We start from the raw sequence: 26,256 nt of genomic DNA on the forward strand, positions 1-26,256 counted from the left end.
ATTCCCGACATGCTGATTTCAGCCACCCGAGATCATCCGCCTTGATCGCGGCGTGGTCGCCCGACGGGCCAAATGATGGGCGTCACCCACCGACGGGCAACCGTCGCGGGCGAGAAGGACCGCGTCCCTTCTCGCCCGCGACCAGGCCGGTGTCCTGGGCCAACTCCCGCAACATCCCCACCCCGGCATGCGACACCACACCACGCCCATCAGCACTGACCTTGACCCGCCTCGACCGCTTGCTACGCTTCACCTACGGAGTGCCCTTCTGCTTGGGATCTGCTGTCATCGCAAACAACAGTTTCCCTTGCAGGACGGCACTTCCGTGCATCTATAGCCCGTGTCGCACTATTTCGCGCGAAAGACGCAGGTTAGCCTCTCCATGAGGTCAAGGCGAATGTCCGCAATCTCGCCATCTTTGCCAGCGTAGACTATTGTGCCAGCGCCTTTGTCGACTGGAATGTACGGTCGAAACCTATATCCGACTTTTTCTGAGTGAGCCTTAAGTAACCCGTACCCTATTCTATTCTCGGCCTCGCGCTTGATGGTTCGATCAACTTCCTTTTGAACCACCCTTAGCCTGCGCGCATGAAGATGTCGAAGGTCTACAGCCCTTAGGGACGTGGCAAATAGATAGGCAACAGACAGAATTGAAAACAGTGCAATTATTGTTGCCCACGTTCCAGCCCACCGTGTTGGTCCGTGATAGCCAAGGCCGAGCAACGCTAGTGCCTGAACAATGATGGCAGATACTCCAATATAAACCACGAGTAAAAAAGGCGTGGCGCGAGTCATCTCGCGAAGGCTTGCGGCACGAATTGCGCTAACGACTTGGAAAGCAAAAAGGACCACGGCGATAGTTAAAGCAACAGAGGCGGCTGACACTTGCCAGAGCTGTCCGATGAATTGCTTTGCGTCCGACTCTTTTCCTAAGCCGGTGAGATAGTAGGGCACTGGAAGGAACAGAATACCAACTGTCGCGCCCACAACTAGCGTTGGCTTGAGAAGTGCGACAACAATCGGTGGCAATGCGTCAATAAGACGGTAAGCGGGGACTGCTAGAAAGCCGGTTAGTTTACGACCGGTTATCTCGTAAAGCTTTCGGGCGGCACGGTTCGCGAGGCTGCGCGGGATGCGGCGGAGGAGGAATTTCAAAATTCGGCGCTCCATATGCCAACTTCTCACAACGGTCACCAGTCGCCCCTTCCGTGGCACTCCTCTGAAGTGATCACGTAGTCGAAGAAGCGCGCCGAGACGTTACGAGGACGTCCAAAGGGTTACCGAAGTGTCTCATTGCTGGTCCGTGTGCATGAGCCAGCCGAGGTCACCGACAGGTGATCGGCGAGGTCTGAGACCAGGGCAGCACTGCAAACGCTCCGCAGATCGCCGCAGATCGGCACGTCGAACGTAACCCAGCCGCTTGACGGGACTTGAATCGGAAGGCCCGGCTGTTTCGCCGCTTTGCTATATGCGTAGACGGGTGAATAGTGTGCACGTCGCGCCTCGGACACCACAATCGGTGAGATTTACCCACCAAAAACTGGTACTTGAACACCTCTACGGTGACATCGCTAGCCCCTGGTTGCATGCCCTCTCATGGGGGCGGCCATGATCCAACATGTCGTGGCCCCCGTGATCCCCAGCTTGGGAAACAGGGCGCCATCTCGACCCGGCGACCCCGCCAATCCACGTGGGGCCCGAACGCTGCCCTTGGCGGCTCCGCCACCTTCGCCCGCCGCGGCACCGGTGGATGTGATCTACGGCATGGGCCGGATCGACGCATCGGGGCGAGTCGCTGATCGGGTCGTCACCCAAGCGTTGGGCTGGCAGCCCGGTGATCGGCTCACACTGACGGGTACTCCCGACATGGTCATCGCCCGCCGGGACCCGACCGGCTTGCTCACCCTGGGGCGCAAGCCTTACCTCGCCATCCCCGCCGCATTGCGCAGCCGCTGTGGACTCCACCCCAGCGACCGAGTGCTGTTGGCAGCGACCCTCGAAGAGGACCTGCTGGCGGTCTTTCCGCTGAGCACTGTCCACGATGCCATCCGAGTCAACCTGCCAGTAGAGAGTGGTGGGGCGCGATGACGGCTACCCACGTGAATACTGCGGCTGGGCGGCAGGCCGCCCTTGAGGCCGCCAAACTCGTCCTGGCTGGCATGGGCTTGTCGGCTCAGGACCTGCTCTCCGAACCAGACAACCGGCCGCCAGCGCCGACGTTCGCCGAGTACATCCCGGTCGTGTCCAACGCTGTGGGTGCGGGCACTCGCCGCGTGTACAGCTCCTATTGGAAGAGGATCCTGGAGCACTGGGGCGCACGTCGGCTCGACGAGCCGACTCCATCCGACGTGCGCGCGCTCGTCGAGTACGTCAAGACCCACGTCGTGGCCCGGCGCAACTCTCGCGGTGGACGCAGCGCCGCCGAACACCTCATCGCCGCCCTGCGCTGCGTTTACCGGCACGCCGAAGACGACGGCCTGATCGACGAAGCCAACAACCCGGCGCGCAAGGTGGACAAGCCGCGTCGGCTGCCCTCTACTCGCCGTGCCGTTGCTGATTCCGGTCTTGCCGAGATCAACACAGCCGCGGCAACCACCGGCAACGACCCGCCGCTCGACACTCTGCTATTGCGGCTGCACACCGAAACCGCATGCCGCCGTGCTGGTGCTCTCGCCCTGCGCCCCCAGGATCTCGACCGTGATCAATGTCTGATCTTCTTGCGGGAGAAGGGCGAAACCGTGCGGTGGCAGCCGGTCTCGCCCACCCTGATGACGCACCTGCAAGACCACGCCGAGCAGCGCCACGCGCCCAGGGACGGGCAACTGTTGCGGTACCCGAACGGTGAACCGATCACGAGCCGCCGCTACGACCACCTTTGGGTCCGCATCGGCAAACACCTGCCATGGGTTGCTACCCAGCAGATCTCCACGCACTGGCTGCGGCACACCACTCTCACCTGGGTCGAACGCAACTTCGGGTACGCGATCGCCCGCGCTTTCGCAGGACATACCGACAGCGGTACAGAGCCGGGCGCCACAGCGACCTACGTGCGGGCGACCCTGCACGAAATCGCTTCGGCGGTGGCCGCACTCACCGGCGAATCCCACCCGCTCGCCGAGAGCCTGCCGCGCCCTCAGAGGGCATCTGATCTTGGTTGGGGCGATATGTCTGTGTCGGGTGACGGCTGATACCTTGATCAACTTGTGGGGTCCCGGCGTGCGTACCGCAGCGACTTGTCCGATGCTCGCTGGGCGTTGATCGAGCCAACGCTGACGGCGTGGCGTGCTGCCCGGCGTGGGCCGGGAACCGTGATGCGCGTGCATGACTTGCGGGAGATCGTGAACGCGATCCTGTACGTGTGCCGGACCGGGATCGCCTGGGAGTATCTGCCGCACGACTTCCCGCCCTGCAAGACGGTTTATGACTACTACGCCAAGTGGGAAGCCGATGGCACAACGGAAACGCTGCATGACCTGTTGCGTGACCAAGTCCGCGTCGCGAAAGGCCGCGCTGCTGCCCCGACGGCGGCGATCATCGACTCGCAGAGCGTGAAAACCTCCTGCAATGTCAGCGAATCCAGTCAGGGTATCGACGCGGGCAAGAAGATCAAGGGCCGCAAACGGCACATCGCCACCGATGTGCTCGGCCTGCTGCTGGCGGTAATCGTGACCGCGGCGTCGGTGCAGGATTCCGCTGGCGGGCAACAGGTTCTCGATCATCTCGCCGCTGCGCATCCGACCGTGTCGGCGGCATGGGTGGACGGTGGCTACAACAACACAGTCATCCGTCATGGAGCCCAGCGGGGTATCCGGGTTGAGGTCGTCAAACGCCCTTCTGCCAAGGGATTCCACGTGTTGCCCCGGCGGTGGGTAGTGGAGCGCAGTCTGGGCTGGCTGATGCAACACCGCCGACTCGCGCGCGACTACGAAGCCCTGCCCCAGCGGTCGCGCACGATGGTCCACTGGGCGATGACTAACATAATGAGCCGCACCCTGACCGGGGAATCCACCCAAACCTGGCGAAACGATCCACCCAAAGCAGACATTCTTGCCTAACTAAGATCAGATGCCCTCTGAGAGCGATCCGGGCCAGACGAACTGATCAACTATCCACTTAGGACATACCCAGGTGCAGCTAGTTCGCGAACCTGCATGGGCCTGGGCAAAGGAGGGGCTCCATCATGGAAGAGAAGCTTCCCAGTCATCACCTAAGTAGTATGACCAGCGAACCTACTATCGATTCGCGACCTAAGCCTGAATCCACTGATGAGTGGGTGTTCGGGGCGGCGTGTTACAAGTGAAAGTGCCTTCTGACCTGTGATAATACGAGTTACTGAGGCTCGATTATCACCCGGGGATGGAAGGCACTTTCAGTGAAATTATCGCACAGGTGGTCGCGGGCGGCGGTGCGGTTCGATGAGGAGAATCTCGTGTCCTGCGCCGGGATCGTGCCGGTGATGGCGCTGGCCGAGCGGGCGGGCATGTCGGAACTGGTAGCGCAGAAGGTAGAGATCACGAACGCTCCGATCCCGTCGACTGGGGCCAGCCCGGCAGGCAAGGTCGCCTCGATCGTCGCGGGGATGCTCGCGGGCGCGGACTGTATCGATGACCTGGACGTGATCCGCCACGGCGGGATGAAACGTCTGTTCACCGGGGTGTACGCGCCCTCGACGCTGGGATCGTTTCTGCGCTCGTTCACCCACGGCCATGCGCTGCAACTGGCCGCGGTGCTGCGCGCGATGCTGGTGTCGCTGGCGGCGAAGACCCCGGTGCTGGCCGGGGCGGATCAGATGACCTTTGTGGACATCGACTCGCTGCTGCGCCGCGTGTACGGCACCCAGAAACGAGGTGCGCGGTTCGGGCCGGCCAAAGTCGGTGGCTACCAATTGTTGCTGCGAGGGCTCTCGCCGCTGGTGGTCACGATCTCCACCCGGCTGGCCGCACCCCTCGTCGCCGCGATCCGTCTGCGGGCAGGCAACGCCGGTTCCGCGCGGGGCGCGGCGAGGTTACTGACCCAAGCCCTGAACACTGCGAAAGCCGCCGGGGCACGCGCGGGACGGATCCTGGTCCGCGGCGATTCCGCCTACTACGCCGGCACAGTGGTCAGTGCCGCACGCCGCGCCGGGGCGATGTTCTCGATCACCGTGGCGACCAACCCGTCAATCCAGGCCGCCATCACGGCGATCGCCGAGGACGCGTGGGTCGCGGTGCGCTACCCGGGTTCGGTGGAAGATCCCGATACCGGCGAGCTGATCTCTGACGCCGAGGTCGCCGAGACCGGCTATACCGCCTTCGCCGGAACCCGCCACGTCATCACCGCCCGGCTGGTGGTACGCCGGGTGAAGGACAAGAACTCCGAGAACGCCCTGTTCCCGATCTGGCGTTACCACGCGTTCTTCACCAACACCGAACTATCCACAGTAGACGCTGATCTCGCCCACCGGCAGCACGCGATCGTCGAAACGACCTTCGCCGACCTCATCGACGGCCCGCTGGCGCATCTGCCATCGGGGCAGTTCGACGCCAACGCCGCGTGGGTCGTCTGCACCGCCCTCGCCCACAACCTGCTGCGCGCCGCAGGCAGCCTCACCAGCACCTTCCACGCCAAAGCCCGCGGCGCGACACTGCGCAAACACCTCGTCTGCGTCCCAGCCCGCCTTGCCCGCCCTCAAGGCCGCCCGGTCCTGCACCTACCCGAGCACTGGCCCTGGGCCGAGGCTTTCACCACCCTGCACACCGCCGCCAGCCCACCCGCCGCCTGACCTTTTCTTCACCACCCGCCCGCCAGGGCCCGACCGGAGACCTCCCGTGGACACGCTGGACAAGCCAGCCGTTTCACCATGCCCACCACCAAAACCCAAGATCCACACATGACCAGAACACCCCGGAAGATCAACACAAGGTCTATCGGTGGATTCAGGCTAAGAGGGCATCTGATCTTAGTTAGTACGGCAACCGCACAGTGTGATCATCGGCGGTGGGGCGTGATCATGAAGACGGCCACCGCGTGATCAACTTCAAGGTGTGTTGGATCTCGAAGAAGACGCGGTGGCCGCGTCAGAGACTGTAGTTGATGATCGCCTGGCCCGGTGGCAGGCCGGGTTTGATGACATGTTCGCGCTGGTCGCGGGCCGTTTCGCGCAGGCCGACTCGCGGCGACGGGCCCGGATGTACCTGCTTGGGCTGCTCTCGGGTGCCGAGCGGAAAAACTCCTGGACGCTGGCCGAGCAGGCTGGCGACCTGACTCCCGATGGCATGCAGCGGCTGCTGAACTTCTACCGCTGGGACGCCGAGGCGGTCCGTGATGATCTGCGTGGGTACGTGCTGGAGCACCTGGGTGACCCGAGCGGTATCGCGGTGGCGGACGAGACTGGTTTCCTGAAGAAGGGAACCAAATCCGCCGGGGTTCAACGCCAGTATTCCGGCACTGCCGGGCGGATCGAGAACTGCCAGCTCGGCGTGTTTCTGACCTATACCTCGAGCAAGGGTCGGGCATTGATCGACCGCGAGCTCTACCTGCCGGCGTCGTGGACGGGTGACCGGGAACGCTGTCAGGAAGCCGGAATCGGCGCCGAGGTCGAGTTCGCGACCAAACCCATGCTGGCCCAGAACATGCTCGAGCGCCTGCTGAACACAGGTGTCGAGGTGGGCTGGTTCACCGCCGACGAGGCCTACGGCGACAACCCTGGACTGCGGGCATGGCTGGAAGAGGTCAACCTCAACTACGTCATGGCCGTCTCCTGTGACCAGCACTTCATCACCCCGAAAGAGTCTGTGCGGGCCGACGAACTGGTCCGCAGCGCGCCCCGCAAGGGCTGGCAGCGCCTGTCGGCCGGGCTGGGCAGCAAGGGCCACCGCCTGTATGACTGGCTACTGGTGGACCCCGGAGCAGATGAGCACCTGTTGCTGGTTCGCCGTTCGATCAGCAAGCCCACCGAGCTGGCCTACTACATCTGCCACACCCATCACCCGGTGCCGCTGGCCGAACTCGTCCGCGTCGCCGGATCCCGTTGGGGTGTCGAGGAAACCTTCCAGTTCGCCAAGAACGAGACCGGGCTCGATCATTACCAAGTTCGTAAGTACCACGCCTGGTATCGGCATATCACCCTGTCCATGCTCGCGGCCGCGTTCCTCGCTGTCACCGCCTACGCTGAACGGTTACGCGACGAAAAAGGGGCACCAGAGCCGACACGGCGTGCCTGATTCCACTGTCCTGCAACGAAATCAGGCGTCTGTGGGCCGCGTTGACCCACCCTGCGCACGCTGAGGCGCACATCGCACACTGGTCAGACTGGCGACGACGACGCCAAACCCAAGCCCGTCACAGCCACTACCAGCGACAACGCATCAAACATCCCAGACTGCCGTTGCCGTATTAGGCAAGAATGTCTGCTTTGGGTGGATCGTTTCGCCAGGTTTGGGTGGATTCCCCGGTCAGGGTGCGGCTCATTATGAGCGTTATTCATGAGGGTTACCAGCCGAGTCGATAGAACTCGAGCGATGTGATGATCCGGATGATGTTGGGGAGCTCGGAAAGGCGTCCTCGATAGCCGGTCGCAATCATCTTCCAGTTCTTGATATGCGCGATACATCGCTCGACGGCGGATCGAAGTGAGGAGATGAATTTATTGTTCACCTTGTCGCCAGCCGAGAGCTCGCCGCCCTTTGGCTTTTTGCGAGGCGTAATCGTGTGAGTGCCCTGATAGGCAGGGGCACCGATGACTGAGGTCTCGGCCAGAAGATCTTCCCAGTCACACTCGGCGAACGCTTTCCGGTCATGCATCGAGCCAGGCAGAGGGGCGGATATTCCCAGCAGGCCTCCCTCCGTATCGGCGGCGACCTGGATGTTCAGCCCCGCGCGGCGCCGCTTGCCGGAGAAGTTGTCTTCGTGACCAGCACGGTTGCCGGTCGGGACATCGGTTCCGTCGACCAGGACGAGCCGGCCGCGGATGGCCTCCTTGAGGTTTGGAATGTGCAGGCACAGGGCCTGCCCAATCAATGGGAGAATGCCTCGATAGATCCGCGATACGGTCGACTGACTGACGCCGAACAGATCGCCCACGGCCGCCTGGTTCAGATTCTGTCGGACGTACACCAAAGTGATCACGACAGCGCGATACAGTCCCACGGTCGGAGGCCACGCTTGGTTCTCATGGCATTGGATGATCTGCCAGATGCGCGCGACAAGCTCCTGGATCTGGTCAGCAGCAAGCCCTGTAGTAGACTGATAACGCAACGACCCCGCCTGTAAGTTGTCTTCTGTGAGAGGAAAACGATCTTACTTGCCTGGGGTCGTTGTCCTATTTTGAGGTGATCAAGTCGCCAGAATAACGCTCTATGTTAGCCTGCGTCTTTCGCGCGAAATAGTGCGACACGGGCTATAGATGCACGGAAGTGCCGTCCTGCAAGGGAAACTGTTGTTTGCGATGACAGCAGATCCCAAGCAGAAGGGCACTCCGTAGGTGAAGCGTAGCAAGCGGTCGAGGCGGGTCAAGGTCAGTGCTGATGGGCGTGGTGTGGTGTCGCATGCCGGGGTGGGGATGTTGCGGGAGTTGGCCCAGGACACCGGCCTGGTCGCGGGGGTGAACGAGGCGTTGGTCGACACGTATGCCGGTCCGTGGATGCATGCACCAGGACAGGTGTTCGCCGACATGGCCGTGGCCATCGCCGATGGCGGCGACTGTGTCTCGCACATCGAGGTCTTCGGTGACCAGCATGCGGTGTGCGGGCCGGTGGCCAGCATGCCGACCGCCTGGCGGATGCTGGACCGGATCGACGAAGCGCATCTGCCGGGGATACTCGCCGCGCGGGCGGCGGCCCGAGAACGGGCGTGGGCCGCGGGTGCCGGCCCGGACCTGACCGGGCTGCTGCGGATCGATTTCGACGCCACGGTCACGATTTCCCATGCTGAGGACAAGGAGAACGCGGCCAAAACCTGGAAACGGACGTTTGGTTTTCACCCGTTGTTGGCGTTTCTGGACCGCCCAGAGGTCTCGGGAGGCGAAGCACTGGCGGGCCTGCTGCGGGCGGGTAACGCCGGGTCGAACACGGCAGCAGACCACATCGCGGTGCTGGAGCGGGCGTTGGCGTCGTTACCCGCCCATGCCCGGCCACGTCCGGGTGATCCGGACTCGGTGCGGGTGGTAGCCCGCTCGGACTCCGCCGGTGCCACCCTCGCGTTCGCGCAGGCGTGCCGGGAGCGGGGAGTGTGGTTCTCCTTCGGGTTCCCGGTGGATGCCCGCATCCAGGTCGTGGTCGATCAGATTCCCGACCAGGCATGGGAATCGGCCATCGACCGTGCGGGCGGGATCCGGGATGGTGCCTGGGTCGCCGACATCACCGGAATGCTCGACCTGTCGAGTTGGCCTGCCGGATCGAAGGTCATCGTGCGTGCTGAACGTCCCCATCCCGGCGCCCAGTTGAGGTTCACCGATGTGGACGGGCATCGGATCACCGCGTTCATCACCGACATCCCCGACCGGGTCATCCCCGGTCAGACCGCCGGTCTGGAACTGCACCACCGCCAGCACGCCCGGGTGGAAGACCGCATCCGCCAAGCCAAGGCCACCGGCCTGCGCAACCTGCCCTGTCGTGGGTTCGCGGAGAACACCGCCTGGCTGGAGACGTTACTGGCGGCCACTGATCTGGTGTGTTGGGCGAAAATCCTGGGTTTCACCGGCACACCCGTGCTGGCGCGCGCCGAGATCGCTACGTTCCGGAACTTGGTGCTGCACGTGGGCGCCCGAATCACTCGTGGTGCCCGGCAAGTCCGGATCCGCATCGATGAAACCTGTGCCTATGCCCACGCGATCGCCCAGGGCTGGTTGAAGATCCGCGCCGCCTTCACCTGATCCGCACCCCTGTCCCTACGATCGGCAAGAACCGGAGCGGCCGACACAAGCAGGTCGGCGGGCTAGCCACGCTCACAGTCGGAAACACTCACGGCAAGATCGACAAAACCACAAGCAAGATCAACTAAATACTGCGCGAAAGGCCGAGGTTAGTTTAGTACGACAGCCGCACAGTGTGATCTTGGTGTGGGGTCGTGATCATGGGTGCGGCCACCGCGTGATCAACTTCGAGGTGTGATTGGACTCGAGGAAGACGCGGTGGCCGCGTCGGAGACTGTAGTAGACGAGGGTTTCGCCCGCTGGCAGGCCGGGTTTGACGACATGTTCGCGCTGGTAGCTGGCCGGTTCGCGCAGGCCGATTCGCGTGCCCGTGCTCAGAAGTACCTACTCGGGCTGCTGTCTGGTGTGGAGCGCAAGAACTCCTGGTCGTTGGCGGAGCTCGCCGGGGACAGCAGCCCGGACGGCATGCAGCGCCTGCTGAACTTCTACCGCTGGGACGCCGAGGCGGTGCGCGACGATGTGCGTGGCTACGTGCTGGCGCATCTGGATGACCCGAGTGGGGTGTTCGTCGGCGACGAGACCGGATTCATCAAGAAGGGCACCAAATCCGCGGGTGTGCAACGCCAGTACACCGGCACCTCGGGCAAGATCGACAACTGTCAGGTCGGCGTGTTTCTGACCTATGTCTCCCGGCATGGCCGGGCGTTGATCGACCGGGAGCTCTACCTGCCGCAGAAGTCCTGGTGTGCCGACCGGGATCGCTGTCGCGAGGCCGGGATCGGCGACGAGGTCGAGTTCGCGACCAAACCCGAGCTGGCCCGCCGGATGCTCGCCCGGCTGCTGGAGGCCGGGGTCACGGTGGGCTGGTTCACCGCGGACGAGCTCTACGGCGACAACCCGGCCCTGCGCGACTGGCTGGCCGAGCAGGCGGTGAACTACGTGCTGGCGGTGTCCTGCGATTACCAGGTGACCACGCCGACCGGGCCGGCGCGCGCGGACGTGCTGGCCGGCCGGGCACCGGCGCGGGGCTGGCAGCGGCTCTCGGCCGGGCGGGGCAGCAAGGGCCACCGCTTGTATGACTGGCTGCTGATCGATCCCGGTCCCGGCGAGCGGCATCAGCTGCTGGTGCGTCGCTCGATCAGCGATCCGACCGATCTGGCCTACTACGTCTGCCACACCGCCGGTCCGGTGCCACTCGCGGAACTGGTGCGCGTGGCCGGATCCCGTTGGGCGGTGGAGGAAACCTTCCAGTTCGCCAAGAACGAGACCGGGCTGGACCATTATCAAGTCCGCAAGTACATCGCGTGGTACCGGCACATCACCCTGGCCATGCTCGCCGCGGCGTTCCTGGCCGTGACCGCCCATACTGAACGCATCCGCACCCCACCACCACGCTATAGGACACCGGAAAAGGGGGCGCCAGAACCGATCCTGATCGGCTGATCCCGTTATCCTGCAACGAAATCCGACGACTCTGGGCCACCCTCACCCGTCCAGTACACCCCCGAGCACACATCCAGCACTGGTCTACCTGGCGCCGACGCCACCAAACCCGCGCCCGCCACAGCCACTACCAGCGACAACACCGCACATATCAACAGACATAACACTGTGCTGCTGCCGTATTAGTCATCGCCCAGTGGACCATCGTGCGCGACCGCTGGGGCAGGGCTTCGTAGTCGCGCGCGAGTCGGCGGTGTTGCATCAGCCAGCCCAGACTGCGCTCCACTACCCACCGCCGGGGCAACACGTGGAATCCCTTGGCAGAAGGGCGTTTGACGACCTCAACCCGGATACCCCGCTGGGCTCCATGACGGATGACTGTGTTGTTGTAGCCACCGTCCACCCATGCCGCCGACACGGTCGGATGCGCAGCGGCGAGATGATCGAGAACCTGTTGCCCGCCAGCGGAATCCTGCACCGACGCCGCGGTCACGATTACCGCCAGCAGCAGGCCGAGCATGCGGTTGAACAGGTGCCGCAAGGCAGCAGCATGGCGGTCGCCGGCGGCGCGGCGTCGGTCGTAATGGGCGCGGGCGCCGGGTGAGCCGGTGAGCGCGGCGAAGGCCCACACGAATCCCGCGGCGGCGAGTCTGTCGTTTTTGACCTTGCGGTACGTGATCACGATGCTGCGTCCGGATGCCCGTGTGACCGGTGCCGAGCCGGCGAACGCTTGGAGCGCGCGAGCATCGGTGAATCGGTCGCGGTCGTCGCCGATCTCTGCCAATACTCGGGCACCGGTTGTGTCGGCCAGGCCCGGGAACGAGGTGATGATCGCGTAATCCGGATGTTGGGCGAACGCGTCGGCGGTGGCGGCTGCGAGTTCGTTGACGCTGTCGCACTCGGTGTCCAATGTGGCCAGCAGCCGCAGAGCCTGAGAGCCCATTGCCTGTTCCACCAAGGCTTCCTGCCGTAGCTGCGGAACGCGCAACGCGTCGCGTAGCTCGACAGCAAGTGCGTCGATACCGCGCTGACGCCCCGCGCGACGCAGCGCGGCGGCGATCCGCGCTGTCGACAAGCGTGCGGCCTTCGCGGGTGTGGGTGCGATCGCCAGCACTGCCCGGGCAACGCGGCTGGTCAAACCGCCGTCTCGGTGAGCGAAAATGGCGAGGAAGCCGGGGAAGTACTCGCGCAGCAGGGATCGGAGCTCGTTGGATGCCTTAGTGCGACGCCAGATTGCGTCCTGGTGGGCACGGGCGAGTACGGCGATCGAGCGGGCCAGTTCGCTGTCTGCGGGGAGCTGGCGGTGCGCGTGCATGTCGGTGCGCAGGATGTTCGCCAACGTCATCGCGTCCACGTGGTCAGACTTCGACCGCGCGACCGTGCGTCGCTCGCGATACCGGGCTACCGCCATCGGGTTGATCGGATACACCGGCCGTCCGGAGGCGCGCAGCACGGCCACCAGCAGGCCGCGTGGGGTCTCGATCGCCACCGGGATCGGGTCGGCTGGGTCGTCACCAGCTTCGGCCAGAAGCCCGACGAGCTCGGCAAAACCCTCCGCCGGCTCGGTGATCCGCCGCTTGGCCACCAGCTTGCCCTGCTCGTCGACAAGCGCAATGTCGTGATGCGATTCGGCCCAGTCCACCCCGCAGTACACCGTCGACACCGGCATCGCCTCCCGTTTTTGTGTTGGTATCGGTGCAGGTCAGCACCCCTAGTGGAACCACGCAGCTCCCTAATGGAAGGACTCTGAGTCCGACATCCGATTAGCCGTTCGCGACTCCAGCGACCCGCACGGCTCCCGGTCTCACTGGAGAGCTCCACGGCTCGGGCACTACGAGAGATAGCACCGTGCGAGCGGGCTGCAACCACGATCAACAACATCGCCGATCACCAGCGCACTGGCGGTCACGACACGCCGGACATCAACCCAGCAACCGGTGTGGCGCCCGCGCCGATCTTCCCGAAGGCATCACACAGGCCGGTACGCCCAAGGCGTCGAGCGCCACACCGAGCTGGCGAACGGCCCACAACCCCGGTTGAGCGCCGGCCTCCACTGAGGACTTGCGACCTGGTGGGAGAAAGGCATTCCCGACCGGGCCACGGGCCGTTCGTCCCCCATTAGGTGGGCGGGATCGGTGTGGTTTCGCATGTCGGGGCGGCGGCGCTGCGGCTGCTGGCTACCAAGGTTGGTTTGACCTCTGGGTTGTCGACTGCGTTGCGGCGCAAGGGATTCATGCCGACACATGATCGCGGCCAGGTGGTCACCGACCTCGCGGTGATGATCGCCGATGGTGGCGAGGCGATCAGCGACATCGCCATCGTGGGCGATCAGAGCGAACTGCTGGGCCCGGTGGCCTCGATGCCTACCGCATGGCGGATCCTGGACGAGGTCACGCCGGCCAGGTTAAAGAAGATCGCCTCGGCTCGGGCGAAGACCTGCCGCTACGTGTGGACGCTGATCAAGGCCCGGCACGGCCGGATCCCGCCGGCCAGGATCGCCGGTGGGGATCTCGGCGCGACGGTCGTGATCCGCCTGGATGCCACCCTGCAGACTGTCCACAGCGAGAAACAACACGCGGCACCAACCTACAAACACACCTTCGGATTTCACCCACTGACCGCATGGTGTGACAACACCCGCGAATCGCTGGCCTTCCAGCTACGGCCCGGCAACGCCGGCGCCAACACGGTCGCCGATCACCTCACCGTGCTGGGCGAGGCGATCACCCAGATCCCCGCCGAACGCCGCCGCGACCTGCTGATCACCTGCGACGGTGCCGGCGCCACCCTGGAATTGGTGCGCCACATCACCACCCTCAACGACCGACGCGGGTTTCAGGTGCACTACTCGATCGGGTTCGACCTGGACGCCCGTGTCCGCACCGCGATCGGCCGGATACCCGAACAGGGATGGCAGGCCGTGCTCGACCCCGACGGGCAGGCCCGCGACCTGGACAAGGCCGGCGTCGCTGAGTTGACCGGCCTGCTGCGCCACAGCGCTGGCGGCGACACACTCGCCACCTGGCCCACCGACATGCGGGTGATCGTGCGCCGCGAGAAACCCCACCCCGGGGCACAACTGTCGCTGTTCGAGGAACACCACGGCTGGCGCTACCAACTGCTGGCCACCAACACGCCCACCGGGCAGATCGCGTTCCTCGAAGCCCGCCACCGCACCCAAGCCCGTGTCGAAGACCGGATCCGCTGCGGCAAGGACACCGGGCTGGGCCGCCTGCCCTCCCGCGACTTCGCCATCAACCAAGCCTGGTGCGCCACCGCGACCATCGCCTGCGACCTGCTCGCGTGGCTGCAACTGCTCACCCTGCACGGCGAACTCGCCCACATAGAACCGAAAACACTGCGCTACCGACTCCTGCACACCGCCACCCGACTGGTCCACGGCGGACGACAACGCACCCTCAAGATCCCCGCCACCTGGCCCTGGGCCACCCACCTCGCCGCCGCCATCACCACAATCCTCGCCCTACCACCACCCTGACCAGCCACAACCCGACCCAACGACCCGAAAGGACCCAACCCGGCCCCTGGAACCGGCGTCCACCCGGCACGACAGCCGGCGAAACACCCTGCCACCAACCACAAAACAAGATCAACAAGAGGTTGACGACACGGCGCCAGAACAGACGATCACACCCGTGAATAGCCGAGGTTAAGGGCGCCCGTGCTGAGGCACCTACCCTTGTGTCCACCAAACCGGGAACGGTTCACGGGTGAGCTGTCCGGATTGTCCTTCCCGTGTGACGGAAGCAGAGTCAAACGGGCATTCGGGCGAGGAGTTCGAGGGCATCTTCCTTGTTTGTCGACCGTTGTGGTCGTTTACTGGTTGGTGTAGCCGATTGAGGTGGTGTTTATGTCGTCCTCCCTTGAACAGTAGCGTTAGCAGGCCTTCGACGAATTTCAGTGGAGTCGTTGGGAGGTGATCGATGTGCACCGCAGGATGGCTGAGATCGAGGTGACCGTTACTGCGTCGCGCAAGGTGGTGTCGGTGACTGTTGGTCAACACGGTCTGGTGCGGTGCGGTTCCCGTTGACGGCGTATCGCCGGTTGACCCCGTCGGAGCTCGCCCGTGACGGTGATGGACACCATGACCAAGGCGCAGGCGGAGTCGCGGGACAGGATGGCCGAGTTGATGAAGCCGGTGACGCCGCCGGGTTTTGATCTGACGAGCATGATGGACGGTACGGCTGATGTGGACGCGCTGCTGCCGGGGGGAATCCGATCCGAACGGCTGGTTCGGAAGGCGGATGCCATGAGCGGCGAACTGACCTGGGTCGGCATTCCCGGCCTTTACTCGCGGGTTTCAGATTTCGAGAGGACCGCGAACTACATCAGGACCTGCATCGATCAGCTGAGGAACGGTCCGGGCGGTGTCACCGGCGGGCAGTACATTTATGGCGACGACGACAACGGCAAGAAGTTCGCCGCGGATTTCGCCAGTTCCGGCGGTGAGATGGAAGACTTGCATGGCGGTTGGGCCAGGGACTATCGGGCCATCGCGGGCAAGGTCAAGGCGATGGTCGACATCCTTGAGAACAACGAGGACAACAACGTCCGTTTGGCGGGCGCGCTCATGTCACCGTTCGGCGATACTTCCGGCGGTGGCGGTGGCGGTGGCGGTGGCGGTGGCGGTGGCGGTGGCGGTGGCGGTGGCGGCAATCCGCCTATGACGCGCTGGAGTGGTTCGTACGAGCCGATTCCGGCCGAGCCCGCGGCGCACCGCGCGCTGTTGTCGGATGCGGGCGCCGAGGCGGTTCCGGTGACAAAAGCCTCGGCTATGGAGCCGTTCTTGAGCAATACGGAAACGAAGCGAGCGAGTGCGCAGGTAGAGCCTCGCGAGAAATGATCCCCTGAGCACGCGAAGGTGGTGTGCCGTGCGGGTTTCCTGCGTTCCGGCGGCTGGAAGCGCCACCTGCGCGGTGATGGAGACCAGTTGTTATGTCTGAACCGTCAGGTGACCAGAGCCATCTGATTCCGGATGGCTGGCAGGGCCTACCGATCCTGATCGCGGGTGGGCCGCTGCCGCCTGGGCAGATCGAGCTGATGCGTGAGCAGGCTGTGGCGTATCGGGCTTACGCGCAGCGGGTTCTGAGCGCGGGCGAGGGCCTGCAGCGTCTGGTGGACGGGGTCGGGGACAGTGTCAGTCCCGAGGTGGCGGAGAAGTTCCGTGTGCATATGGCGGAGCTCAATGATGGCCGGGGGCAGGCGCTCGCGGATATCGCGAATTTGCAGGCGTGGAAGCTCGACGAGCAGGCCACCAATATCGACTCTGGCCGGTACGGGATTTATGTCCAGGTGGTCTGGACGGTGTCGGAGCTGGCGTATATCGCGGCGTCCATCTTTCTGTGGGCGACGTGGCCGTTTGTGTTCGCGCTCGGGCAGTTGATGGTGCGGCTGGTGCGGATGGGCATCAGCTACAAGACGGCGGCGATTATTGCGGCGAGGATCGCGTGGGAAGGCGTCAAGAAGGGAACCGACAACGTCGCTGTCACAGCGATGACAAAAGGTTTCGACGACTTCGTCAAGACGGCGTCCAAGGGGCTGGGTGATATTCCGACGTCTGGGTTCGCCGTGCCGAAACTGATCAAGCAGATTCCGCCGGACAATTGGTGGTATACCGGTCGCCGGTTCGTCGATGAGGCGGCGGAGGAAGCGGGCGAGGAGTTCGCGCAGGGTGGTATTGCCGACAACTTGGCCGATCCGGGCCGGGTGGATCTCAAGAACTGGGGGACCGGGGCGGGTATCGGCGCTGTCGGTGGTGGGGCTGGTTCTGCGGCGGGTAGTGCTGGCCGTAAAGCGGGTCTGAAAGGGAGTCACAACAAGAACCGGGTCAACGGGATGCAGTCCGGGTGGGCGGGTGAGATCGCGGCTGGTGGTGCGGGGATGGCTGTTGGGGGTTCGCCGTTGGATATTGGTTTTGGTGTTGTGAACAGTACGTTCACTGACCCGGTGATGCATGAGGTGGAGACGAAGGCCCGCGAGGCCATCCACGAGCGGCAGAAGCAGGCGGGGTTGCACGGCGGGGAGGTGGTGCCGCCGCCCACATTGGCCAATCCGGACAGTCTGGTTGGCATGGGCGGCTCGGGCCCTGCGGGGCTGGTGGGTCCGGCTGGTGGTCCGTCGAATACGAGTGGTGGCGGCAACAATCAGCCGCTGGGCGGTGGTGCGTCTGGTGGTGGTGGCGACGGTCCGGTGGGGCCGGATGGCCAACTGGTCACGCCGCTACCGGCACCGGGTACTGGTTCGTTGGCGCCGTCGCCCGGCAACGTGCCGACGCATCAGCCGCCGCTGTCCGGTGGTGGACATGGCCTGGTGGGGCCGGATGGCAGGCCGGTCACGCCGCCGCTCCCGCCCGGTACAGGCCCGCTCGAGCCGCCTCTGGGCAACGCGCCGACTAGTCAGCCTTTTGGTGGGGTCACCGGTCTGGTGGGCTCTGGCGGTAGGCCGCTCATTCCACCGCCTGCGCCGGGCTCAGGTCCGCTCGTGCCGCCGACTGCCGCTGGTGGTCCAGTCGGGCTGTCGGTCGAGGGCTGGAACAACAGCCTGGGTATGCCGTCGTCGAACGGCCCTGGCGGTGTGATGGGCGGCCCGGCCAACGGCCCGACGTATCTGTCCAGCGACACGGGTGCTCCTGGCACGAATGGCGGCTCTGGCGTGGATGGCAGACCGGCCGCAGTAAACGGCGGGTCCGGCAGTGGCTCGAATGTCCTCGGTGGCTCTGGTGCCGGGGACAACGAGTTGTCGAATAGCCCGAGCGTCGCCGACAAGGGGCCAGACGTGTCGGGGAGTGGATCGTCAGTACCTAGCGGCCAACCGAGTGTTGTAAGCAACGGACTAGACGCAGCCGTGAATGACCGGTCCGGCGATGGTTCAGTTGCCTCTGGTGTCCCGAACACGATCAATGTCGATCGTGGGACAGGATTGGGCACAGTGACCTCCGGGCCAGGTGGCTCGACAGGTCCGGCAGTGCCGTCGAGCGGACCGAACGCTGTAAGCGGTGATACAGGCAGGGTTTCCACGGAGTTGTCGAACGGAGTCACCGGTGGCCCCGGTGTGATCGGAGGAACCGGCCCGGCGGTCAACGGAGTTCAGTCCTCAGCCACCAACGAAACCGGTTCGGGTCCGACGTCTTCGCAAAACCCCGCCGTTCGGGGATCGACCGGGCCGCAACAGGAAGGTCTACCAGGCCTTGAAGGGCCGTTTGATCAAACGTCCGTGGCAACTGAAGGCTCACGGTCCGATGTCGACAGTGATGTCGTCACGCTCGTCAGTGACCACTACGATGACCTCGACACCGAAACTCTGATCGACTTCGATCCCAACGAGGACCAGACCTCGCTCGGCGAGTATCGGGGCGACCAGTTCGGTGTGACCGCGCCCAAGGTAGAGGTTGTGGCAGCTGACAGGAATACAGACGTCAACAGCGCCAAAACCGAACAGTCACAGCAGACCGCGACGACAACGAACACGAACATCGCGCCAAAAGCCGAGCCCGCCACGCTGGACAGCCAGGCGAGCGAAATTACCACAGCGAGCACCACACCCGACAGCGACACCGCACCCAAGACGGAGATCGCCGCTCCCAAGGCCGAAGGTCCGCAAAAGGTCGACGTCATCACGACCACAACGAATGCGAACACCAACACAGAGTCCGTCAAGGTTGAGCCGTCGGCGAAGTCCGGCACCTCGGCGAAGACCGGCCTCGGTTCTCCCAGTCGGAACATCAACACCGATGCCAAGTCCAACGGCGAGCCCACGACGCAGCTGGACGCTGCGACGATGGATGTCGCTGCGACGATGGATGTCGCTGTGACGCACGACTCGCTGGGACAGGACCGCTACGTGGGGTATCGGGGTGCTGGCCCGGTCTGGCGGGCGGCGATCGCGGACCAGAGCGGGCTGCCGGTGGGAGCTACGTTCGTGCGCGACGAGGTTGGCCGTGTGGCGGACTGGTGGCAGCGACAGCCGGGGAAGTGGTCGCGCGCCGCCAACACAATCGCACTGCCCTGGGATCACCGGGACCGACCGTATCTGGTGGACATACACGCCACTCCCACCCACGCACAACTCCTCACCCCACACAACTACCCGGCTGGCGAGCTGGCCTGGGTTGACGGACGCACGCTGGCCCGCATCATGCTGACCAGCGAAGACTTCCGTGACGCCTTGCGCGCGCACCGGCCGATCGTGCTCTGGGCCTGCGCCGCCGCTGGCCGGCTAGGCCACGACTTCTGGACCGCGATAGCCAGCCACTATCCGGATGCGGTGGTCCACGCCCCGACCGGTCGCCTGCACTTCGGCGTCAGCATCACCCCAGACCCCACAACCCCAGCGTCGGGAATCGCGTGGTGGCAGATCGACACCGGCCACCCCGGAAAGAACACCACCGCGGGAAACTGGCATACCTACTCACCAACCCACCAAACCGTCGCCGACATCAACATAGCCGCCACGCACAGCCCTGCCTCAGCACCTACACCGGTGCCGGTACACACACCCGCGCCCACCCTGGCCACCACGCATACCGCGCCCACCACAAAGGAAACACCCACCGTGCAAGGCACACGCACTTCAGTGGCCTGGCACAGCACCCGCGATCCGGCCGACCACCCCAACACTGACCAGGCCGATACGGACAATCTCGAGACAAGCCACGCAGTCCCCACCACGACCACCGACGCGTCCACAGGGGCGGGTAGCGCGACCGGCATGCCCCACCCAGCCCCCCGCACGACCGATAAACAGGCGCACAACACCACACCATCGGGCCCTACCTCGGGTACTCGGCGGGCTAAGCGCAAGCTCCCACCGAAAACAAGCCAAAACGGATCAGCCGTCAAACGGTCCCGCAGGACCGACCAGCAGACGGTCGCACCTACTGCAGCGGCCCGCAACAACTCCAAAACCAAGACCCAGAGGAATAACCCGACTGATGCGCAGTGGGCGCAGGCCCTGCTGCAGGTACTGCACAAGCTGCCCGAGCCGGACACGTCCGGTGAACGTCGCCTCCCTCCACAAACATTGCGCCACACCATCAACGATATCGATAACGAGGAAGTGAAGATATCGGTCAACATCGGCCGGCGCCTGCACAACCTCAAAAAAAATCCGACGGCGCGGGTGGGTCGGGAGGAATGGGACGCACTGGGGGGCAACGGTTATCAATGGTTGTTGGATATGGGCGGGCGCCCGCTCCCTGACGCGGCCGAGCCCGCTAAAAAAAAACCGACTGATGCGCAGTTGGCGCAGGCCCTGCGGGAGGTGTTGATCGACAACAAGGCGCACGAGGTGCCCGCATGGGATGATGACACAAGCCTGCGTCCCCTCATCAACTCAACGGCGTGGCGCGAGATCGACAACGTAACGGTCAACATCGGCCAGCACCTGCACGACCTCAAAAAAAAGCCGACGGCGCGGGTGGGTCGGGAGGAATGGGACGCACTGGGGGGCAACGGTTATCAATGGTTGTTGGATATGGTCGGGCGCCCGCTCCCTGACGCGGCCGAGTCCGCTAAAAAAAACCCGACTGATGCGCAGTTGGCGCAGGCCCTGCGGGAGGTGTTGATCGACAACAAGGCGCACGAGGTGCCCGCATGGGATGATGACACAAGCCGGCGTCCCCTCATCCACATAAGGGTGTGGCGCGAGATCGACAACGTAACGGTCAACATCGGCCACCGCCTGCACAACCTCAAAGACAAGCCGACGGCGCGGGTGGGTCGGGAGGAATGGGACGCACTGGGGGGCAACGGTTATCAATGGTTGTTGGATATGGTCGGGCGCCCGCTCCCTGACGCGGCCAAGTCCGCTAAAAAAAACCCGACTGATGCGCAGCGGGCGCAGGCCCTGCGGGATGTGTTGGTCAAAAACAAGGCGCACGAGGTGCCCGCATGGGATGGCAAAAGCCGGCGTCCCCTCATCCACAAAAGGGTGTGGCGCGAGATCGACAACGTAACGGTCAACATCGGCCAGCGCCTGCACAACCTCAAAGACAAGCCGACGGCGCGGGTGGGTCGGGAGGAATGGGACGCACTGGGGGGCAACGGTTATCAATGGTTGTTGGATATGGGCGGGCGCCCGCTCCCTGACGCGGCCGAGCCCGCTAAAAATAACCCGACTGATGCGCAGTGGGCGCAGGCCCTGCTGCAGGTACTGCACAAGCTGCCCGAGCCGGACACGTCCGGTGAACGTCGCCTCCCTCCAGGAACATTGCGCCACACCATCAACGATATCGATAACGAGGAAGTGAAGATATCGGTCAACATCGGCCGGCGCCTGCACAACCTCAAAAACAAGCCGACGGCGCGGGTGGGTCGGGAGGAATGGGACGCACTGGGGGGCAACGGTTATCAATGGTTGTTGGATATGGGCGGGCGCCCGCTCCCTGACGCGGCCGAGCCCGCTAAAAAAAACCCGACTGATGCGCAGTTGGCGCAGGCCCTGCGGGATGTGTTGGTCGAAAACAAGGCGCGCGAGGTGCCCGCATGGGATGGCACAAGCCGGCGTCCCCTCATCCACATAAGGGCGTGGCGCGAGATCGACAACGTAAGGGTCAACATCGGCCAGCGCCTGCACGACCTCGAAAAAGAGCCGTCGATATCCGTGGGGCGGGAGGAACGGAAGGCACTGGGGGGCAACGGTTATGGCTGGTTGTTGGGGTTGACCGATGCGGGGTTGACGCGGGGGCAGGCGGATCGGTTGGTGGCGGATGGGTTGGTCCCGGTGGATGTTGACCGGGATGGGGATTGTTTTATGCACGCGCTGGTGCGGACAGCGGGGTTGCGTGACGCGGATGGGCGACCGTTGTCGGCGGTGCAGATGCGAAAGGATTTGGCGGCAGAGTTGCGGCAGGACCTGACTCGTCAGCTGGCAGACCGCCAGCTGTGGACTGCAGAGTTCGAGTTGACCGCCCGCACAATGATGCGTGTTGACCAAGGTCGGAGTATCACAGAGGAGTTGACCAGCCAGGACCGGGACCAGCTGATCGGCTGGGTCGCCACGTCCGGTGTGTACGCTAACGCGGCGGGTGACATCACCCCGATCGTAGCCGCGAAAGTGTACGGGGTGAATATTCACATCTATCATCCCAACGGGCTGCCCCCGCAGGAGGTGGGGAACGACAGGCCTGATACGCGGGTGGTGCGGCTGGTCCGGTTGGACGTGCGCAGCAACGGGGTGGATCATTGGATGGCGACCGCGCCGGTTCCCGTTAGCACACGCTCCAAACGCCCGCAACCAGCGGTGCTGGACGCACGGGATACCAAACGGGCCAGAACTAGTCAGCAACATGTGGCACCAGGCCTGGACGATGTCGGTTCCCGTGACAGTATCCGGCCACACGACCGGCAGGTGACACAGTCCCAGATCATCCTGTCCGATACTGACCTGACCGAGCACTACCCCATTCTCGCCAATCGGGTCAACGCTCTAGCCGACAGGCTGCCAACAATCGCACCACGGCCGCTGTCGACCAGCCTTGGCAACGACGAGGTGGTCGTGGCCGATCGCCGGTTGATGGTCACCGCGTACGGTACCGCGTTCCAGAGAGCCGACCAACGCGCACGGCTCGTGCGGGACGAGCTGGTGCGGCAACTCACAGCACGGCTGCGTCCGGCATCCACCGACACCCTCACCGCTGATGACCAGGACCATCATCGCGACCACGCATCAGGATGGATCGCCGCAGCACTCGTGGGCAGCCAGGTACTGCCGCTGCAGGCCGGGCAACACCCTAATCAGGTAGACATCACCGAGATCGTAGGCAACTACCGATTCACCCGGTTGTCCATGGCCGAAACCACCATGGTGATTCCCACCCCTCACCACGATGATCAGGCCCACGGCTGGCTCATTGTGTTCCCCCTGGACCCCGGCTCCCAGGAAAACGCCCTAGACCGTGACCACTTCGTCACCGTGCTCACCCGCCTTACCCAGCTCACCTCACTCCCCACCACACCGGGGCACGTCCGAATAACCGGCTACGGTACCCACGGCAAGCCTCGCGCCCAGGCCATACTCAACGCACTACACGACTGGGCGTTCCCCCAGGCACGCCGGGGCCAGAGCAGCTGGCCCCACAACATCACAACCAGCGTCCGCCATCTCCCGAACAACGACCGGCCGATGGCACACCTGCCAATGCAACGACAACTGCGTATCGACATCACCACCCGCAATCCCGCTGCTCACACCCTCCCTGCCCGCACCCCCGCTCCTCGCACCACAACACGCCCATCCTCCCTCACTAGCCCCCCCCACCCGCAGCCCACCACACCGGACAACCACCACGATCACGGCCCAATCATCGCCGCCGCCCCAGACCACGACTCATTCAGCGCCCTGCTCGCCCCCAGAACCCACACCCCTACCGACGACAGCGGCCCAGCCAACGACAGCAGCTTGTTCAGCGACGACGGCTTGTTCAGCGACGACGGCTTGTTCAGCGACGACGGCTTGTTCAGCGACGACGAACAGGACAACCCGCCCAGCGATACCGGCCCCACATCGCCACGCCCGCAAACCCATCAACCTCAGACAGCGCCCCCCCTCGATCCAGCACAACCACACACACCACCCACCACCGACCCAACCCTGTCCCTCATGTCATCCCCCAACCTCATGTCATCCCTCACACCCGACACATTCCCCACCTTCGACATGCTCGACCTCGTTCCCAACCCCGACGCCCCAGGATGGGAATCTCACGTCCTCGCCCAGGGTGACCCCACGCTCTGGCTTCCCGAGCACGACCGGGCACCAGAATCAATAGACCACGCCACCACACCAACGCCTACTACTCCGCCAACAGATGACTGGTACACCACCCTGTTCAAAATTGCCGCCACCAGCCTCCAACAACCACCCACCACCGAGCCACCCACCACCGAGCCACCCACCACCGAGCCACCCACCACCGAGCCACCCACCACCGTCATTGAGCACGAGAACTGGCTTCATGAATTCGAACAGCTCGTCACGAATCTAGACACGGCCGACCACGACTACGGTGACCTGCCCGATAACAGCTTGATGAGCGACAACAGCACCACAGAGCAAGACCCAGACACACACACCGACGCAACAACCACCCACCCGACCGACGAGTACCTCCTCCAGGCACTCGAACTGCTTCAGAAAAGCGGCGCAGCCGCCGCAATCGACGACGTTCCCAATCTTTTTGAGCTCGCCGACACCATTGGCCAACTGCTACGACAAGGCGACCAATAAACGGCGCAAGCATACCCGCACAGCATCACCACCACTCCACCAAAACCAAACAGACTGGGACTGTAAACTCTCCTCTGTCAAGCGAGGAGGGACTGTTCCGAGAGGGTCTGTGAGAGGCTGTTGATCTTCCGGACAGCGAACCCACTAGGGTTTTCGTCTGAAAGAGAGGATGTCCGTGTCGAAGAAGCGTCGGTCGTTTACTCCGGAGTTCAAGGAGGAAGCGGCGAAAATGGTGGTGGAGTCGTGTTGTCCCGTCGCGTCGGTCGCGCGGGAGCTTGGGGTGAATGAGCAGAGTCTCCGGAATTGGGTTAATGAGTACCGGAAAGCTCATGCCGGCGAGGAGCCGCCGTTGACGGTGCCGGAGCGGGCGCGGTTGCGGGAGTTGGAGAAGGAAGTTCGCGAGCTGCGGTTGGAGAAGGATTTTTTGGGAAAAGCCGCGGCCGTGCGCCACGAACACAAAGAGTGGGGAATGTAGGTATCTCTGTTTGATGTGGTGCTACAGATCTTGAAAGGCCAGGATTACGGCGGTTGTGGTTCGAGGTTCAGTCTGGTGTGGGCGAAGAACGCGTCGATCAGCCCGGGTCGGTACTGGATGCGTTTGAGTCGGTTCTTCACGATGGCGGTGAGCTGGTCGATGCCGTGCACGATGAGGTTTCCGAGGTTGCGTTTGACGTGGGACCACACGTGCTCGGTCGGGTTGAGGTCCGGGGCGTAGGGCGGGAGTTGGATCACGTGTAGCCAGTCGCGGGCCGCGACCAGTTTGCGCATCGCGTGACTGGTGTGCGTGTTGAGGTTGTCCCAGATCAACACGATCGGGGCGCCGAGCTGCTGGTGTGCGGCGTCCAGCAGGGCGGCGTAGTCGGTTTCGGCGAAGCTGCGCCGTTCCCCCTTGCGGCCGCGGTGGGTCCGGACACGGTAGATCAACCGGGGCCGGTGTCCGGGCCGGACGCATACCAGCCCGGCGACCGATACCCGGCCCGAACCCTTGCCCGACACCGGGATCTGTGGTGTCTGGCCCCGGCGGCCCCAGGTGCGGGCTTTCGGCGGGCGCAGCGTTTGCCCGGCCTCGTCCTCGAAACACAGCCAAGCACCTTGCTGCGCCGCTACCGTTTTCCCGCCGGCCATACCTCCCGCCGCCAGGTGGCGATCGCCTGCTCGTCGCGCTCGATCGCGCGGTGGGCGGGTACTTGTGGCGAGAACCCCATGCGGTGCAGCAGATACGACACCCCGTGCAGCGTGTAGCGGGTGTGAAACAGCCGGGCGATCAGATCGGCGACCCGAGCCAGGGTCCAGCGCTGATCCTCGCCGAACCCATGCACGGCTGGGCCTTGTTCCAAAGCCTGGGCCAGCCTGTCCAGTCGTGGCTGGTCCAGCCGGCAGGACGATCCGCCCGGTCCCTTCGACGCCAGCCCTGCCTCACCCTCGGCACGCCATCGACGCCGCCAGGTATAGACCGCGTTGGTGGATACCCGCAGTCTGCGGGCGATCTCGGCGGCCGGCACGTCCTGGGCGAACCATTGGGCCGCCTGCAACCGGACAGCTTCGCGTGTGGCCCTGCCCCGCTCGGACAGGCCACCTCCATCCGCGTACCTCATCCATCCCTGCGTAGATCATGAATCGATCAGGATCCGGGAGGACACGCCGCCCAAGGACAAGATCAACCCTGGCCTTTCATGATCTGTATGTGAGAGATGAAGGATTGGCCCTTCGGTGTCGCC

General features: G+C 64.1%; 19 protein-coding genes. 11 read left to right on the plus strand and 8 right to left on the minus strand.

Annotated features, from left to right (window positions below; all coding sequences use genetic code 11):
* Positions 1-82: 82 nt before the first annotated feature.
* Positions 83-253 carry a transposase gene (locus LWC34_RS10550; RefSeq protein ID WP_233724819.1) on the minus strand — a complete coding sequence of 57 codons (171 nt, stop codon included), beginning with the start codon at positions 251-253 and terminating at the stop codon, positions 83-85.
* Positions 254-348: 95 nt separating this feature from the next.
* Positions 349-1,194: a hypothetical protein gene (locus LWC34_RS10555; protein WP_233724820.1), complete on the minus strand. Its 846-nt coding sequence runs from the start codon at positions 1,192-1,194 to the stop codon at positions 349-351.
* Positions 1,195-1,746: 552 nt separating this feature from the next.
* Between LWC34_RS10555 and LWC34_RS10560 the strand changes: the two genes are divergently transcribed.
* The 5 genes from LWC34_RS10560 (at position 1,747) to LWC34_RS10580 (ending at position 7,202) form a co-directional block, all read left to right on the plus strand.
* A complete protein-coding gene (locus LWC34_RS10560; protein WP_233724821.1) occupies positions 1,747-2,088 on the plus strand; it encodes an AbrB/MazE/SpoVT family DNA-binding domain-containing protein in 342 nt (113 codons plus the stop codon).
* A complete protein-coding gene (locus LWC34_RS10565) occupies positions 2,085-3,188 on the plus strand; it encodes a tyrosine-type recombinase/integrase (protein ID WP_233724822.1) in 1,104 nt (367 codons plus the stop codon). The genes LWC34_RS10560 and LWC34_RS10565 overlap by 4 nt, the downstream gene beginning before the upstream one ends.
* Before the next feature lie 15 nt (positions 3,189-3,203).
* A complete protein-coding gene (locus LWC34_RS10570) occupies positions 3,204-4,055 on the plus strand; it encodes an IS5 family transposase (RefSeq protein WP_233722595.1) in 852 nt (283 codons plus the stop codon).
* Positions 4,056-4,372: 317 nt separating this feature from the next.
* Positions 4,373-5,761, plus strand: coding sequence for an IS1380 family transposase (locus LWC34_RS10575; protein ID WP_233722400.1), 1,389 nt, complete (start codon positions 4,373-4,375; stop codon positions 5,759-5,761).
* Between the two features lie 349 nt (positions 5,762-6,110).
* The gene (locus LWC34_RS10580) at positions 6,111-7,202 is read left to right on the plus strand and encodes an IS701 family transposase (protein ID WP_372496528.1); all 1,092 of its coding nucleotides are present in this window, start codon (positions 6,111-6,113) and stop codon (positions 7,200-7,202) included.
* Between the two features lie 268 nt (positions 7,203-7,470).
* Here the strand turns inward: LWC34_RS10580 and LWC34_RS10585 are convergent, their stop codons facing one another.
* Positions 7,471-8,235, minus strand: a complete 765-nt coding sequence (locus tag LWC34_RS10585; protein ID WP_233724003.1) for a transposase family protein — start codon at positions 8,233-8,235, stop codon at positions 7,471-7,473.
* Between the two features lie 226 nt (positions 8,236-8,461).
* On the opposite strand from LWC34_RS10585, the gene LWC34_RS10590 reads away from it, so the two are divergent.
* Positions 8,462-9,850, plus strand: coding sequence for an IS1380 family transposase (locus LWC34_RS10590; protein WP_233724823.1), 1,389 nt, complete (start codon positions 8,462-8,464; stop codon positions 9,848-9,850).
* 321 nt (positions 9,851-10,171) lie between these two features.
* On the plus strand, positions 10,172-11,293 hold the full coding sequence (locus tag LWC34_RS10595) for an IS701 family transposase (RefSeq protein ID WP_233726403.1): 1,122 nt from the start codon (positions 10,172-10,174) through the stop codon (positions 11,291-11,293).
* Positions 11,294-11,444: 151 nt separating this feature from the next.
* Here LWC34_RS10595 and LWC34_RS10600 read toward each other — a convergent pair whose 3' ends face one another.
* Positions 11,445-12,962: an IS110 family RNA-guided transposase gene (locus LWC34_RS10600; protein ID WP_235728796.1), complete on the minus strand. Its 1,518-nt coding sequence runs from the start codon at positions 12,960-12,962 to the stop codon at positions 11,445-11,447.
* Positions 12,963-13,430: 468 nt separating this feature from the next.
* Between LWC34_RS10600 and LWC34_RS10605 the strand changes: the two genes are divergently transcribed.
* Positions 13,431-14,792 carry an IS1380 family transposase gene (locus LWC34_RS10605; RefSeq protein ID WP_233724825.1) on the plus strand — a complete coding sequence of 454 codons (1,362 nt, stop codon included), beginning with the start codon at positions 13,431-13,433 and terminating at the stop codon, positions 14,790-14,792.
* 588 nt (positions 14,793-15,380) lie between these two features.
* Complete coding sequence (locus LWC34_RS10610) at positions 15,381-16,157, plus strand: hypothetical protein (protein WP_233724826.1); 777 nt, start codon at positions 15,381-15,383, stop codon at positions 16,155-16,157.
* A gap of 146 nt (positions 16,158-16,303) precedes the next feature.
* On the opposite strand, the gene LWC34_RS10615 is transcribed toward LWC34_RS10610, so the two are convergent.
* Both LWC34_RS10615 and LWC34_RS10620 read right to left on the minus strand, forming a co-directional pair.
* The gene (locus LWC34_RS10615; protein WP_233724827.1) at positions 16,304-17,329 is read right to left on the minus strand and encodes a hypothetical protein; all 1,026 of its coding nucleotides are present in this window, start codon (positions 17,327-17,329) and stop codon (positions 16,304-16,306) included.
* Positions 17,330-17,709: 380 nt separating this feature from the next.
* Positions 17,710-17,934, minus strand: a complete 225-nt coding sequence (locus LWC34_RS10620; RefSeq protein WP_233724828.1) for a hypothetical protein — start codon at positions 17,932-17,934, stop codon at positions 17,710-17,712.
* Between the two features lie 592 nt (positions 17,935-18,526).
* Here LWC34_RS10620 and LWC34_RS10625 point away from each other — a divergent pair.
* Positions 18,527-24,538, plus strand: a complete 6,012-nt coding sequence (locus LWC34_RS10625) for a hypothetical protein (RefSeq protein ID WP_250109439.1) — start codon at positions 18,527-18,529, stop codon at positions 24,536-24,538.
* A 175-nt stretch (positions 24,539-24,713) separates the two neighbouring features.
* The gene (locus tag LWC34_RS10630) at positions 24,714-25,013 is read left to right on the plus strand and encodes a transposase (protein WP_233724830.1); all 300 of its coding nucleotides are present in this window, start codon (positions 24,714-24,716) and stop codon (positions 25,011-25,013) included.
* Between the two features lie 44 nt (positions 25,014-25,057).
* Here LWC34_RS10630 and LWC34_RS10635 read toward each other — a convergent pair whose 3' ends face one another.
* Together LWC34_RS10635 and LWC34_RS10640 are read right to left on the minus strand one after the other, a co-directional pair.
* Entirely contained in the window at positions 25,058-25,663 is a 606-nt protein-coding gene (locus LWC34_RS10635) for an IS630 family transposase (RefSeq protein ID WP_233724349.1), read from the minus strand.
* Positions 25,642-26,133, minus strand: coding sequence for a winged helix-turn-helix domain-containing protein (locus LWC34_RS10640; protein WP_233724831.1), 492 nt, complete (start codon positions 26,131-26,133; stop codon positions 25,642-25,644). The genes LWC34_RS10635 and LWC34_RS10640 overlap by 22 nt, the downstream gene beginning before the upstream one ends.
* Between the last annotated feature and the right edge of the window lie 123 nt (positions 26,134-26,256).

This window comes from Kibdelosporangium philippinense, from assembly GCF_021390435.2.
Lineage (GTDB): Bacteria > Actinomycetota > Actinomycetes > Mycobacteriales > Pseudonocardiaceae > Kibdelosporangium > Kibdelosporangium philippinense.

Bases quoted from the DNA above. Each gene is read 5' to 3' on its own strand.
- LWC34_RS10595 (WP_233726403.1), top strand. From the start codon at position 10,172: ATGTTCGCGCTGGTAGCTGGCCGGTTCGCGCAGGCCGATTCGCGTGCC.
- LWC34_RS10565 (WP_233724822.1), top strand. From the start codon at position 2,085: ATGACGGCTACCCACGTGAATACTGCGGCTGGGCGGCAGGCCGCCCTT.
- LWC34_RS10640 (WP_233724831.1), bottom strand. From the start codon at position 26,133: ATGAGGTACGCGGATGGAGGTGGCCTGTCCGAGCGGGGCAGGGCCACA.
- LWC34_RS10600 (WP_235728796.1), bottom strand. From the start codon at position 12,962: ATGCCGGTGTCGACGGTGTACTGCGGGGTGGACTGGGCCGAATCGCAT.
- LWC34_RS10580 (WP_372496528.1), top strand. From the start codon at position 6,111: ATGTTCGCGCTGGTCGCGGGCCGTTTCGCGCAGGCCGACTCGCGGCGA.
- LWC34_RS10635 (WP_233724349.1), bottom strand. From the start codon at position 25,663: ATGGCCGGCGGGAAAACGGTAGCGGCGCAGCAAGGTGCTTGGCTGTGT.